This is a genomic window from Actinokineospora inagensis DSM 44258, assembly GCF_000482865.1.
GTDB classification, from domain to species: Bacteria; Actinomycetota; Actinomycetes; order Mycobacteriales; family Pseudonocardiaceae; genus Actinokineospora; species Actinokineospora inagensis.
The window spans coordinates 98,675-112,808 of the sequence record NZ_AXWW01000014.1; the positions used below are offsets into that span (position 1 = coordinate 98,675).

Below are 14,134 nucleotides of genomic sequence, written 5' to 3' on the forward strand. Positions count from 1 at the left end.
CCTGCGAGACACCCTGACCGCCCGCTACAGCCTGCCGAGACTTTCCGGGAGTCGACCTCATCTCATCGGACACCCCGCCGCAGGCGCCCCGGCCGGGGCTGATCTGCTCGGACCTCTGGTAGCAGCAGCAACGCACAGACCACTGTGGACACGACAACCACACCCCCCAGCAGCGTGGCCGTGACTCCGAACGCCGACACGCCGAGTGGGGTCAGCAGGTAGCCGAGTGGTCCGACGGCGTAGTAGCCGAGCCAGTCGAAAGAGGACACTCGGCTGAGGAGGTCGGTGGGGATGCGTTGCTGGAGGGTGGTTTGCCACAGGGTCCAATAGGCCGACTGTTCGACGCCCATCGCGAGAGCGCCGCACCACAGTGCGGGGAGTGGGGCGCCGACGGCGAGTAGTAGCGGCAAGGGCAACAGCAGCAGGGCACCGCTGACCACCCACACGAGCGGGCGGCGGGGGGTGCGGCGGGTGATCAGGATCCCGCCTGCCACCGCGCCGACGCCGAGGGCGGACAGCACTGAGGCCCAGGCGCCTGCGCCGCCCGGGGTGGACAGGGCGATGACGGGGCCGAGGACCATCAGCGGGGCGAAGACGAGCATGCCGCACAGAGCGGCGAGGGTGGTCACCGTCCACAGCCAGCGGCGGGAGCGGAACTCGCGCCAGCCCGCGCGGACTTGGGCGACGACGTGTTGCCGGTCTCCTCCTGGTCGCCTGCCGACCCGCAGGGCGGACACCACGGCCGCGCTGACCGCGAACGTTCCCGCGTCGACGACCAAGGCCTGACCGGGGCCGACGGCGACCGCCAACAGGCCGCCCAGGGCGGGGCCCAAGATCGCGGTCACGGCGTTCACCAGGCTGCGCAGGGCGTTGGCCGCACCGCGGTACTCGGCGGAGCTCGCCTCGGCTCCGATCGCGGTGACAGCGGGTAGGTAGACACCGGCAGCGGCGCCGGACACGACCTGCAGGGCGACGACCTGCCACAACCGCGCGCACCCGAACACCACCAAGGCCGCCGTCAGCCCCTGGGACGCGAACCGGACCAGGTCAGCGGCCATCATCAGACGGCGACGCGGGTGGCGGTCGCCGAGTACGCCGCCGACGACCAGGAAGGCGGCCAAGGCCAGGGACTCGGCGGCGAGGACCAGGCCGACGTCGGTCGCGTCGCCGAAGGTGAGGACGGCGAGTCCGGTGACGGTGGTCGCCGCCTGGTTGCCGAGTTGGGAGACCAGTCGGGCGGTGATGAGCAGCCGGAACTCCCGCTCGGCCATGGCGCGCAAGGTGGTCACCGGCCCAGGACGTTAGCGCCACCGAGTGCTCTGGGGCGCCTGGTTTTTCACCGACGGCGATAGGGTGATCGCATGGGGTATGACACGGTGAGCGGACTGGCCAAGGTCGCCGAGCTGGCGGCGACGGAGCACTGGCTGGCCGTTTTGACAACCATCCGCGCCGATGGGGACCCGGCTCCGGCCGTGGTCAACGTGGGCATCATCGATCACCCGAGCACCGGCGAACGTGTTCTCGCGTTGGTGTCCCGGGGTGGGACGGCGAAGCTGCGCAACCTGCGCCGCGCGCCGAGGGCGAACCTGGTGTTCCGGGCGGGCTGGGACTGGATCGCGGTCTCCGGCCCGACCGAGATCTTCGGGCCGGACGACCCGCATCCCGACATCGCGGGCGACCAACTGCCCGGTCTGCTGCGCACCATCTTCACCGCGGCCGGTGGCAAGCACGACGACTTCGACGCGTACGACCGCGAGATGGTCGCCACTCGCCGCGCGGCCGTTTTCGTCCGACCGGCCCGGTTCATCGCGAACGCGCCGCAGGCCGACTGAACCCGGTCACCGGCGGCGCAGCACCCCCAGGGTGTACCCCACCCCTTCGGGGTCGACGTCCTTGGTGGCGCGCTTGAACAGGTACTCGGCCCGCTCGTAGGAGAGCCGTCCCCGGCCGGTGACCGGGCACAGGTCCCCCTCTCGCGGGGGCCGTCCCGGTCCTGGGCGCCGGTCGGCCAGGAACAGTGGACCGCGCGTGCGGCCGTCGAGTACCTGCGACAGCAGCCGTGCGGTCTCCCCCTGCCAGCGAATCCCGTCCGCGCGCCGCCGCGTGAGGTCCAACTGCTCCACGTCGAGGTCGAGCACCGCTCGCACCGCCGCCCGTGACTCGCGCAACAAAGTCCACAGTAGACGTTCTCGCGCCGGGACCTGCTTCTGCCACAGCATTGTCAGGTCGACAGCGACACGAGCCTGGACGCTTTCCGCACGGCGGTCGATACCAGCGGCAAGATCGTCGACCTCGGCCCAGGCGGCGAACGACCGCACCGCCGCCCGGTGCCGGTTCCACGTTCGAGCCGACGCAGTGTCCCATGTGCTCGTGAACATCGCCGATACCCCTTGCGGCGTAAGGGATTCCACCGGCGTCCGATCACCGAAGGTCTTCCGGAGCCGGTTCAGGGTCTGGGTATAGGAATGCGCCGTGGCGCGGTCGAACCGGTCGAGGAATTCGGTGGCGGCCTCGGCCAGCGGACGACCGTGGACCGTCGTGACCTCGTCCGCGCGACGGTGCAGGAACGCCCGTTCGGCGGCGTTCTCGGTGAGCGCGGCCGCGCGCTCGAACTCGACCCTGGCCTCCGCGCCGCGCCCGAGGCGGACCAGCAGGTCACCCCGGATGCTGGGGAGCAGGTGGTAGTCACGCAGGTCGTCCACCAGCGCGTCCACCATGGCGAGCCCGGCCTCGGGTCCGTCCGCCATGCCCACGGCGACGGCGCGGTTCAGCCGGACGACGGGAGTTGGCAGCAGGTGTTCCAGGGCCGCGTACAGCGACGCGATCTGCCGCCAGTCGGTGTCCTCGGCCGACCGCGCCTGGGCGTGACAGGCGGCGATGGCCGCCTGCAGCACGTACGGCCCCGGCGGCCCACCCCTCGCCCTCAGCAGAGACGCGAAGCCGCGCCGGATGAGCAGCAGGTCCCACCGGCCCCGGTTCTGCTCGTGCAGCCGAATCGGTTCGCCGTTGGGGCCGGTCCGCGCCGCCGAGCGGGACGCCTGCAACTCCATGAGCGCGACCAGCCCGTGCACCTCCGGGTTGTCCGGGGTCAACTCGGCCAGCATCCGCCCCAACCGCAGGGCCTCCAGGCACAACCCGGGGCGGAGCAGGTCGTCACCGGAGGTCGCCGAGTAGCCCTCGTTGAAGACCAGGTAGATGACCTCCAGCACCGACGCCAGGTCGCCGCGGGCCCGCGGTGGGCGCTCGGCCAACGCCCGCTTGGCCTCGGTGACCCGGTTCGCGATGGTCCTGGTGTCGACCAGGAAGGCGCGGGCGATCTCGTCGGTCGTCAGCCCGCAGACCAGCTTGAGCGTCAACGCCACCCGGTGCGGGGTCGGCAACACGGGGTGGCAGGCGAGGAAGACCAGCTCCAGGACGTCGTCCGCGGGCTGGTCTTCCCGCACCTGCCGGTACTCACGTTCGCGTGTGGACCGCCGGATGTGGTCCACCGCGCGCCGCTTGGCCACCGTCGTCAGCCACGCGGCCGGGTTGTCCGGGACGCCGTCGCGTGGCCACTGCTTCAGCGCCGCCACCATGGCGTCCTGGGCCAACTCCTCGGCCGCCCCCACGTCGCCGACCAGCTTGGTCAGCGCGCCCACCACCCGCGCCGCCTCCAGCTTCCAGACGGCGTCGAGCGTGCGGTGGACGTCGGACACGGGTCAGAACACCTGCTGGATGACGCTGATCCCGTCGCCGACGATCCGCCGGAACCGCCGGGTCAGCTCCACCGCCTCCTCCGCCGAGTGCACCTCGACCAGGGCGAACCCGGCCACCGCCTCCTTGGCCTCCGCGAACGGGCCGTCGGTGACGGTGATCTCGTCCCCCACCGAGGTCACCCGGATCCCCTCCGGCGCCAGGCCCCCGGCCGCCAACAACACCCCCGCCGCCGTCAACTCCTCGACGAACCGCCCCATCTCCTGGAACAGCTTCTCGTCCGGCGCGGGGGTCGTCTCGATCGCTTTCGACATCAGCAGGTAACGCATGTCCATCTCCTCCAGGTCCAGGCTCTCTGCCTACACCCCCACGTCGCCGTCGTCGATGTGACAGGGAACGCTGGCAGGCTTCGCAGGCTAGAGCTGGTCGCTTTCCCGGCGGGGTCGGGGTGCGCTCGGCATCGCGTTGCGGCGCAGGACGGCCTCCAACTGGTCGCGCCGCAGCGGTTTGGTCAGGAAGTCGTCCATGCCGACGTCTCGACACCGCTTCTCGTCGGAGGCCAGCGCCGATGCCGTCAGGGCGATGACCGGGATCTGGTTGCGCGGCGCGGGGAGCTGGCGGATGCGGGTGGTGGCCTGGTAGCCGTCCAGGACCGGCATCTGGCAGTCCATCAGCACCACGTCGTAGTCGCGGGAGCGGAGCATCGACACGGCCTGTTCGCCGTTTTCGGCGATGTCCGCGCTGTAGCCGAGGGTGCTGAGCATGTGCACGACGACCTGCTGGTTGATGTCGTTGTCCTCGGCGACCAGGACGCGGCCAGCGGTGGGGCGGTCGTCGGGTTCCGGGGTGGGGGCGGTGCGTTCCTGCACGGGGACGGCCGCGGTCTCGTCCTCGACCAGCAGCCGGGCGAGGCCGTCGCGGAGGGCGGCGGCGCGGATGGGTTTGGACAGGTAGACCTCGATGCCGAGGCGGCGGACGCGGCGGGCCTCCTCGGCGTCGTTGGTGGACGACAGGATGCCCAGGTTGGGGGCGCCGGTGGACGGGTCGGCCTGGATGCGGGCGACCAGTTGGGCCCCGTCCAGGTCGGGCATGCGCATGTCGAGCAGGGCGACGTCGAACGGCTCGCCCGCCTCGGCGGCGGCGCGCAGCACGGCGATGGCCTCGGTGCCGGACGCGGCGGTGGCGCAGCGGGCGCCCCAGGTCTCCAGGAACTGCGACACGACCTGCAGGTTGGTGGCGTTGTCGTCGACCACCAGCACCGACGCGCCCTCGATCGCGCCGGACGGGCGGCTCGGCGGCAGCGGCGACTTGGCGGCGGGCAGCGGCAGGGTGAAGTAGAAGGCGCTGCCCTCGTCCGGGTTGCTGCGCAGGCCGATGCTGCCGTGCATCAGCTCCACCAGTTGCCTGCAGATCGCCAGGCCGAGGCCGGTGCCGCCGTACTGGCGGGTGGTGGACGCGTCGACCTGGGTGAACGCGTCGAACAGGTGGGCCTGCCGGTCGGCCGGGACGCCGATGCCGGTGTCGGTCACGGTGAAGGTCACCTGGTCGCCGTCGGCGCTGACCCAGAGCACGACCTCGCCGGACGGGGTGAACTTGATCGCGTTGGACACCAGGTTGATCAGCACCTGCCGGATCCGGTGCGCGTCGCCGTGGAAGGCGGGCGGCACGGCCGGGTGGACGACGGCGGCGATCTCCAGGCCGGGTTTGCGCGCGGTCGGGGCGAGCAGGCTGACCACGTCCTCGACCAGGGCGCGCGGGTCGAAGTCGACCGGGTCGATCTCCAGCTTGCCCGCCTCCATCTTGGAGAAGTCCAGGATGTCGCTGATGACCTCGAGCAGCGCGTCGGCCGAGCGGCGCAGGGTGGCCACGTAGTCGCGCTGGCGGGGGTCGAGGTCCGTGTCGAGCAGCAGGGTGGCCAGGCCGAGGACGCCGTTCATCGGGGTGCGGATCTCGTGGCTCATGTTCGCCACGAACGCGGACTTCATCTTCGACGCGGTCAGCGCCTGGTCGCGGGCGGCGGCCAGTTCCAGCTCCCACTCCTTGCGGTCGGTGATGTCCCGGACGAACGCGCTGAACACCAGCTCCGCGCCGCTGCCGGACCGCCACATAGTCATCTCGGCGGGGAAGGTGGACCCGTCCTTGCGCAGCGCGAGGACCTCGCTGGTGCGGCCGAGCAGGTGCGGTTCACCGCCCGAGACGACCCGCCGGATGCCGTCGACGTGCGGTGTGCGGAGCTCCGCCGGGATGACCAGCTCGGCGAGCGGCACGTGCAGCGCCTCGATCGCGGTCCAGCCGAAGATCGCCTCGGCGCGGGCGTTCCAGGAGGACACCCGGCCGTCGGGTCGCATCGAGATGAACGCGTCGCCCGCGGCGTGCAGGATCTCCCGCACCTGCTCGCCCCGGGCGGCCAGCCTGGCCTCGGCCAGCCGCCTGCCGCGTTCGATCCGGGCGGCGAGCACCATGGCGGCCAGCAGCACCTGGACGATGAGCGTGGTGATCGCGACGATCCGACCGGTGAGCACCGCCGCGCCCGCGTACGCCTGCACCTTGTCGACCCGGGCGACCACGGCCCAGCCGAGGGCGGGCACGGCCCGGTAGGTGGTCTGGTAGTCGGTGCCGCTCTCGTTGGTGCTGACGGTGCCGGAGTCGCCGTTGAGCGCGAGCCCGACACCGGTGATGTCCAGCCCGGACTCCAGCCGCGGCATCGCGGTGTTGCGGGACACGATCGTGCCCTGCGCGTCGGCCACGACGAGGGCGACGTCCTGGGCGCCCGCCACCCGGTCGACCATGTCGGTGAGCGGCCCGACCGGGGCGCTGACCGCGAGCACGCCGAGCAGCGTGCCGTCCGGGGTGGTCACCGGGGCGGCGACCGACACGACCTCCGGGTTGCCGGGCAGCGCGGCCTCGAAAGCGTTCGACACGTACGGGCCGCCCTTGCGCAGGGCGCCCTGGAAGTAGTCGCGGTCGGCGAAGTCGCGGCCGTGCACCACGGTGCCCGCCGGGGCGATGGTGACCAGGTGGCCGCGCACGTCGAGGATCCAGGCGGCGAGGAACGGTTGCCGCTGTTCTTGCAGCGAACGCACCACGTCGAGCACGGCCGGGTCGGACGCGGTCAGCGCGGACGTCCGCAACGACGGCCGCTGGGCGTAGGCGTTGACCAGGGACCCGATGCCGTTGAGCCGGTCGGCCAGTTCGGTGGCGACGGCGTCGGCGCTGTGCGTGAGCCGCCGGTCCACCTCGTCGGACGCCATCCGGGACGCGACGCTGATCGACAGGTACGCGAGCAGCACGACCGGGAGCAGCGCGAGCAGCACGAACAACGCGCACAACCGGGCCATCCGCCTGCGCAGCTCCGCCAACTGCCGCGGGTCGACCCTGGTCTCCCGGTGCGTCACCACGAGCCGGAGCAGCAGCAGCGCGGTGACGACGAGCGACCCCGCCGCGATCACCACGATGTCCCGCCCGGTGGCGTGCGCGGCGCGGAGCAGCAGGAGCACCGGCAACATCAACACGCACACGGTGAGGACGACCTGCGCCGCCCACTTCGGTCGCCTCAGCAATGCCCGCCGCTGCGCGGACAGCCGCCCGGCGACCAGCAGCCCACCGGCCATCACCGCGAACACCGGCGTGTCCCCCGACGTGCGCAGGGCGGCCGCGTACCCCAACCAGGCCGCCGCCCACGCCAACAACCACGCCGCCCCGCGCCACCCGGTGTGCACGAACCCGGCCGCCATCCCGGCGAACGCGGGCACCCACACCCAGAGCGACACCACGGTCCCGTGGCCGGGCAACGCCCACATCAACACCCCGACCGCCACCGCCACGACACACGCGTCGAGCACCGGCACGATCTTCAACCGCCGCGCCGTCAAGGTCACCACGGCCGCGAGCGCCAGCACACCCCCCATCACCAGCAGCCGGACGTCCACCGCCCAGCCCAGCACCCCCGCCACCTGCGCGGCCACCAACAACAACCACGACACCGGCAGCCGCCGAACCAGCAGCACGGCCGCGTCCACCGCCGCCACCCCCACCACGAGCGGCACCTGCCCAACCGACGGCAACAGGCACAGCACGGCCGCGAGCGCATGCAGCAGGACCCAGGCCCACTGCACCCCGCGCACCCGCTTGATCGGTGAGGAGGCAGTCACCACCCGAGAGTGCGCCCCCGGCCCGCCCCACCGATCCTCGACCAGCGGGGGCACTACCTGACCGAGTGAAACCATTCACTCCACGGTGCCGGAAGCGCGTGTCACCCAGGTGACCGTGTCACCGCCACAGCCGCCACCCCCACTCCACCACGCCCCACCGCCCCCGAACGCGAGATGACCGGGACTCCACCCGACCAGGTGACCGCTCCCCCGACCGTCGGTCCGGTCTCCCGGGCTCGCGCCCCTGCCACGATCAACGGCCACGGTGACGACATGTCGATCACCGGGCCGTTCGCAGCAGCCCCCGATTCCAGCCTAGTGCGGAGGATTGAGGCGGAGGCAGGGTGAAAGTGCCGGTTGGGGAGCGGTGGGATGGGTGTGGACAACTCGACGAAAGGTGGTCAGTCCTTGACGCGGATCAGGCCCCACCAGCCCTCGCTGACGCCCCAGTGCAGGTTCGGGGTCCGGTACACGTAGTCGCCGGGGTGGCGGACCGTGAAGCGGACGGTGCGGGCCGTGCCGCTGGCGAGGGCGGCCAACGTGGAGACGAAGGGGCCTCGGCCGCGTTCGGAGGCGTCCCACACCTGGCCGTGGACGGTGAAGCCCTGGTTGCGGATTCGGGAGCCCGCGATCACCAGGTGGAGCACCACCTCGTCCCCCACCTCTGCCCGGATCACCGGGGTCGGCGGTTCGGGATCGGCCAGGGAAGGGTTGACCGGGTGCAGATGGGCTGACCGGTAGTTGTACGCCTTCTGGCCGAGGTCGTCCTTGGCTTCGGACACCAAATCCCGCACCGGCTGGGTCAGGTCGCCGTCGTGGTAGAGGCGGAGACCGTCTTGGATTATCAGGACCTGTTCGACCGTTTTCGGTTTGTGCGGGCGGCGGATCAACGCGGAGGCACCGGTCCAGGATTCGTGGCGGTCGTGCGGGTCGAACGGGATGGCGTCGGTGTCCTCGACCACCAGGGCTCCGGCCAGGCCCCGGCGCATATGCGTGATGGGGTCGGCGTAGTCGCGGAGGGGGATGACGCCGGGGGTGTCGGCGTGCCAGAGGTATGTGTGGGAGCCGCCGGGTTTTACCGTGCTGTCGGGGTTGTTGCCGATGCGGGACCCGTCCGAGGTCAGGACGTCGTAGCGCAGGCCGATGGGGTGGAGCGACACCCGGCCGGACACGATGCGTGAGGCGGGGTCGTCGACGGCGAGCAGGACGGGGTCGAACTCGCTGGCGGGTGGCGGGCCGTCGAGTTCGTTGACCAACGTCACCGAGACCCATTCACCAGCCTTGGCGCGCAAAACCAAGGGGCCGTCGAAGGACATACCGTCCACTTCATACACAAGGCCGTACGGGTCGAATCGCTCCGGGCTGTATTCCAGGACTCGCGACCGGACTCGAACGGTGTACCGACGGGTTCGGGCGTGCACGGGCAACGAAACTTCCGTACGCGGCAACGCGGGCAGGTCGGGCTGTTCCGAGTCGTGCAAGCGAATCAGGCCCCAGCAGCCGAGCCACACGTCGTCGCCCGCGGCGAAGGTCCAGAGGTGGTCGCCCGCGCCCGCGGCGGGTTCGACGTGCAAATCGGCGGCGTTGGAGATGCCGATGGTTTGCTGCGAGCGCCACGGGGTGTCGGTGCGGTCGCGCCATTCGCGCCAACGCAGGCCGTGCGCGACGAAGCTGTGTTGCTTGTCGAACGCCCCGTCGACCAGGCGGAGGCGGATGGGTTCGCCCGGGTAACCGCGCAGGACAGGGGTTCCCGGGTCGCCGTGGACGGCGGAGGAGAACCAGTCGGCCGGGTCGCCGCCGCGCAGGACCAGGGGTTCGTTGCGGTAGTTGACCGTCATGACGCCGTGTTCGTCCATGCTGCCCGGGACGGCGGGCGGGTTGATCGCGCCGCTGCCGTGTTCCTCGTGTTCCTCGTGTTCCGGGCTGTGTTCGAACGCCGGGACGAAGTCGGCGACGGCCAGGACGAGTTCGCGGAAGGCGGTCCCGTCGGGCAGTCGGACGACGGCCTGGCTGCCCGACCGCAGTTCGACACCGTGATCGGCCGGGTCGACCCAGGTGGCACCCTCGGGTTCGGCGACCAGCACGCCGTAGAGGCCGTGTCGTTGCCGGTAGTTGGGCAGCACGTGGTCGTGGAACAGGACGGTGCCGAAGTCCTGGTCGACATACCAGCGGTAGATCCAGGTGTGGTATTCGGCGGCGTGCTCGTCGTGCAGGTCGTCGGTGGTGGTGGCGGACAGGTAGTTCCAGCCGATGCAGGCGCCGTCGGACACCAGGGGGTCGTACTTGACCAGGTGGGAGTGCAGGCCGCACTCGGGCTGGAAGGGCAGCACCGGGTCGAACTCGTTGCCCTTCTGCTCCCCGGTCGGCAGGCCGTTGGTCAGCGCCAGCTCCAGGACCTCACCCTGGCGACCCCGGATCACCAGCGGTTCGACCCGCCGCTCGCCCGCGTTGACCTGGCGGCGGAACTCGGCGAGCCCACCGGCCGCGCGAACGTCCTCTTGCGACGCGTAGAAGTGTCCGTTGTGGTCGTGCCACATCGGCTTGTCGTGGTCGTGCGGGTCGCCGGTCTGGACCAGCGTGCCGGTGGTGACGACCAGGTCGTACCGGCGGACCGGCGCGTCGTCCGGGCCGATCTTGGTGAACGCCTCACCGGGCCGGGCGTTCGGCACGAAAGCGGCCCGCTCCAACGGGGTCGGCTCGCGGCCCATCCCCGCGGGCATACCGGACGTGCGCGGCGGCCGGGGCGACTTCTGCGGGTACGCCGCGGCCTCGCGCATGAACGCGGGCCAGCCGGGGCGTTCGGCGCTGGGCAGCGGGGGTTGCTTGCCGGGCAACGGGATCAGCGGCTCGATCGTGCTGCCGTCCGGGTACCGGCCGGAACCGTCCTGCAGGACGTCGAACGCGCGCAGCAGGCCCCACATACCCATGTGGAAGTGCGGGTACAGGTGGCAGTGCCACACCGCGTCGCCGACCGCGTGCTGGCTGGACCCGGCGCCGCCGATCAGGTCGAGGGTGAGGCCCTGCTGCGGCCCGAGGCTCACCGAGTCGATGATCGGCGACCGGGGGTCGGCCGGGTCGGCGTGCCACTGGTGCAGGTGGGTGTGGAAGACGTGCGTGTCGCGCATTCCGCCGTGCACCAACCGGATCACCACGTCGTCACCGCGGTAGCCGAAGAACACCGGGGTGCACGGGTCGCCGAACATCCAGGAGCTGTGGTGCAGTTCCTCGCCGGTCTGGGCGTCGCGAACCGGGTCGAGCTTCTTCTGCCGCAGCATCTGCGCGTACAGGTACTGCCGCCAGCTCAGCGGTTCGATGCGGAGGTTGACCGGCAGCATCGCGTTGCTGACCGGTTCCAGGTCGCGGATGTCGTCCGGTCGCTCACCCGTGGGCCTGGCGTACGTGGTTTGCCCGTACAGCTTGGGTTGCCCGCCGGTGGCGGCGGCCACCAGCATCGGCATGTCACCGTGCTCGTGGCCGTGTTCGTGGCCGGACGGCGGTGTGACCGGGTTGTCGTTGCTGGGGTATTCCATCATGACGATCACGTGTTCCCGGAAGCTGCGCCCCGGGGTGTGCACGTCGGCGGAGATCCCGGCGGGGAGTGGGCGGCCGGTGCGCGGGTCGGTCCAGGTCGCGTCCTCGGGTTCGACCACCAGGGCGCCGTTGAGACCGTGACTCTGCGCGCCCTCACCGCGGACGTCGGCCATGTCACCGAAGTGGAAGACGCCTTCGTGTTCGCACACCCACTCGTAGAGCCTGCTGGTTCCCGGGGCGACCGAGGTGTCCGGGTTCGCACCCGCCGCCAGTCCATCTTGGACTCGGGCGTCGTAGCGAACGCCCTGCATGGTCATGCCCACCGGGCGTGGGAGTTCGTTGCGCAGCCGGACCTTCAGCCGCTCGCCCCGCCGGACGCGGAGGACCAGCGGGACCGCGAGGGGGTGCGGCTTGGGCACGGCATCGGGGTCGGTCAGGTAGCTGGGAAACGGGTCCGGCCACGTCGCGGCGACCTCACGCAGAACCGGCGCGTCCTCGGCGAGCACGAACAACGCGCCGCGCTTGTCGTGGTCACCGAAACCGTTGTAGGCGATGGGAACCTGCAGGGCGACGACCTCGTATTCGCGGACCTGGGTCATGCGGCACCGCCCACGAGGTCGGCGACCGTGCCGTGGTCGTAGGTGGCGATCACCGAGCCGGAGCGGAGAACCCGGCCGCGCCAACGGTAGTCGTTGCCGAGGCTACCCCGGGGCGACCAACTGAAGTCGAGGGTGACGCGGTCGCCCTGCCGGACCGGGATGGGCTCGCGGATCGGCAGGTAGGCGTGCTTCCAACTGTCCGATGTGGAACCAGCCGCGATGTCGTCGCCGGAGAGGTCGAGAGCGACCGAGGGTGCGAGCGTGGACACGAAGTACCCCTTGAAGCCGGTGAAAACCCCGTCGCGGCGGATGGTGTGCGGAAGGGACACCGAGGTCGCGGGGCTGGGGTCGGCACCGAAGACGTGTGTGGTGGCGACGCGCGGGGACGCCAGGTGGGCGGCGATCGGGATGATGGCGTCGTAGTAGAGCGAGAACGGGTCGCGAACCAGCAGACCGCCGTCATCGTCGGCTATGGACTCGGCACCGTGTACACGTCCATTGAGGACATTGCTGTGCGCGACGGCGGCCGAGACCGGGGTCAGGTAGCACTGGGCGTCGACCGGGAGCATGGTGCCGCCGTCGGCGAGGAAGCGGCGGCGGGCGTCGGTCAGGATGGCGACGCAGCCCTCGTTGTCGACCAGGTTGCCCAGCGTCTCCGACACGATCACGTCGACCCGTTCCGGCAGCGTGACGTCGAACGACAGGCCCGCGACGGGGATGAACCGGTCGCCGAACCCGGCCAGCTCGCGCGCGGCCCGCGCCAGGACCGGTTCGGCGAAGTCGAGCCCGTAGACCCGGTCGGCGCCCGCCTCCAGCGCCCACCTGGCCAGGATTCCGGTGCCGGTGCCCAGGTCCAGCACGGTGCTGCCGGGCCGGACCACCTCGCGAATCGCCTCGGCGTAGGCGGCCATCCGGATCCGGTCGCCGAGCAGCAGCTCGTGGAACCCGTCGTCCCAGGCCGTGATCAGCTCGGACGCGGGCAGCCACACCTCCTCGGCGGAGTATGTCTGGCTCATCGTCGGGTGTCTCCCCCTTCTGGTCGAACCTGTTCTGATCGAGACTCGGTGACCGGGAGATCCCCGGTCACCGGACCCGCGACCCGGCACCCCGTGGCCAGGTCGAACGCCGACCGGTGCAGCGGGCAGGTGACCCGCAGCGTGCGCGCGTTGAGGTGCGCGTGCACCAGTCGGCCCTTCCGGTGTGGACACTCGGCCGGGATGCGGAACTCGCGGTCCCCCACCGTGATCGCGACCTCGTCGTCCGACACCTGCCGGATGACCGGCTCGACCGGCTCGTCGGTCACCAACTCCGCCGCTGCGGTGACGGCCTTGTGCCACGCGTCCGCGCTGGTCATCGCCCGCTCCGGGCGACCGCCTTCGCCACGGCCGCGTCGACCGCCGAACCCAGCAACGACGACAGCAACCTGGCACCCACCACCAACTTCGTCGGGTTGATGCCGTGCACCGCCTCGTACTCCTTGATGGCGGTCTGCATCTCCTTCATGTGGAAGTCGTCGATGTGGATGTGTTCGGTGTAGTACCGGCCGTGCGCCAGGCCGAGGCGTTCGCAGGCGCGGGCCTGGAAGGCGAACGCATCCGGGATGGCGGCTTCGAGGTAGGCCAACGCGCCCAGGAAGTACTCGACGTCCACCGCGCGGGAAGCCATCCAGTAGAAGGAGTTCAGGAACGCGAAGGTCTCGTCGTTCGTGTCGGCCAGGACGTCGGGCAACTCGGTCGGCAGGCCCAACTCGGCCAGCAGGTCGCGGTAGAGCTGGGAGTGCGCCTGGGCGATGTTGCCGCAGCCGAACTCGTCGATCATCACCCGCATCACGGCCATCTGCGCGCGGATCGGCAGCCGGGCGACGGCGGGGAAGAAGTTCTGCGCCTCGGTCAACCCGTCCGGCGCGAACTCCAGGACCACGGTGGTGAACTCGGCCAGCGTGGCCTCCTCGGCGATGAACCGGCTGCTCGGCGCCCCGCCCTTCTCACTGTCCAGCAACGACTTCAGCTCGGCAAGCCAGTCGGCGCGGGTGGCCAGGACCGGGGCCGCCGCTTCGAGTTCCGCGACCAGCGGGACGATCCACCCGGCCTCGGCGGCCTCGATCCGGGCGTAGCGCTCGGCGTCGGGGACGCTTCTGTTGTCCAGGAACAAGTTTCGCAA

At 71.0% G+C, this 14,134-nt stretch carries 9 protein-coding genes; 1 reads left to right on the forward strand and 8 read right to left on the reverse strand.

What is annotated here, in order from left to right:
* Positions 1-62 precede the first annotated feature (62 nt).
* A complete protein-coding gene (locus H504_RS33370) occupies positions 63-1,289 on the reverse strand; it encodes an MFS transporter (protein ID WP_051385504.1) in 1,227 nt (408 codons plus the stop codon).
* A gap of 72 nt (positions 1,290-1,361) precedes the next feature.
* On the opposite strand from H504_RS33370, the gene H504_RS0105190 reads away from it, so the two are divergent.
* Positions 1,362-1,832, forward strand: coding sequence for a pyridoxamine 5'-phosphate oxidase family protein (locus H504_RS0105190; protein ID WP_084467387.1), 471 nt, complete (start codon positions 1,362-1,364; stop codon positions 1,830-1,832).
* 6 nt (positions 1,833-1,838) lie between these two features.
* Here H504_RS0105190 and H504_RS0105195 read toward each other — a convergent pair whose 3' ends face one another.
* From H504_RS0105195 to H504_RS33385, 7 genes are all read right to left on the reverse strand, one after another.
* A complete protein-coding gene (locus tag H504_RS0105195; RefSeq protein ID WP_026421910.1) occupies positions 1,839-3,695 on the reverse strand; it encodes a DUF6596 domain-containing protein in 1,857 nt (618 codons plus the stop codon).
* A gap of 3 nt (positions 3,696-3,698) precedes the next feature.
* Positions 3,699-4,022, reverse strand: a complete 324-nt coding sequence (locus H504_RS0105200) for a YciI family protein (RefSeq protein ID WP_026421911.1) — start codon at positions 4,020-4,022, stop codon at positions 3,699-3,701.
* A gap of 87 nt (positions 4,023-4,109) precedes the next feature.
* The gene (locus tag H504_RS38395) at positions 4,110-7,844 is read right to left on the reverse strand and encodes a response regulator (protein WP_245614076.1); all 3,735 of its coding nucleotides are present in this window, start codon (positions 7,842-7,844) and stop codon (positions 4,110-4,112) included.
* Between the two features lie 401 nt (positions 7,845-8,245).
* Positions 8,246-11,974, reverse strand: coding sequence for a multicopper oxidase domain-containing protein (locus H504_RS0105210; RefSeq protein ID WP_026421912.1), 3,729 nt, complete (start codon positions 11,972-11,974; stop codon positions 8,246-8,248).
* Complete coding sequence (locus H504_RS33380) at positions 11,971-12,990, reverse strand: methyltransferase domain-containing protein (protein ID WP_051385506.1); 1,020 nt, start codon at positions 12,988-12,990, stop codon at positions 11,971-11,973. Before H504_RS33380 ends, H504_RS0105210 begins: the two co-directional genes overlap by 4 nt.
* Complete coding sequence (locus H504_RS0105220; RefSeq protein ID WP_051385507.1) at positions 12,987-13,328, reverse strand: Rieske (2Fe-2S) protein; 342 nt, start codon at positions 13,326-13,328, stop codon at positions 12,987-12,989. The genes H504_RS33380 and H504_RS0105220 overlap by 4 nt, the downstream gene beginning before the upstream one ends.
* Positions 13,325-14,134, reverse strand: coding sequence for an iron-containing redox enzyme family protein (locus H504_RS33385; RefSeq protein ID WP_211239261.1), 810 nt, complete (start codon positions 14,132-14,134; stop codon positions 13,325-13,327). Before H504_RS33385 ends, H504_RS0105220 begins: the two co-directional genes overlap by 4 nt.

What these genes read in the sequence shown, in the direction of transcription:
- H504_RS0105190 (WP_084467387.1), top strand. Translation starts at nt 1,362, where the DNA reads ATGGGGTATGACACGGTGAGCGGACTGGCCAAGGTCGCCGAGCTGGCG.
- H504_RS0105200 (WP_026421911.1), bottom strand. Translation starts at nt 4,022, where the DNA reads ATGCGTTACCTGCTGATGTCGAAAGCGATCGAGACGACCCCCGCGCCG.
- H504_RS0105210 (WP_026421912.1), bottom strand. Translation starts at nt 11,974, where the DNA reads ATGACCCAGGTCCGCGAATACGAGGTCGTCGCCCTGCAGGTTCCCATC.
- H504_RS33380 (WP_051385506.1), bottom strand. Translation starts at nt 12,990, where the DNA reads ATGAGCCAGACATACTCCGCCGAGGAGGTGTGGCTGCCCGCGTCCGAG.
- H504_RS0105220 (WP_051385507.1), bottom strand. Translation starts at nt 13,328, where the DNA reads ATGACCAGCGCGGACGCGTGGCACAAGGCCGTCACCGCAGCGGCGGAG.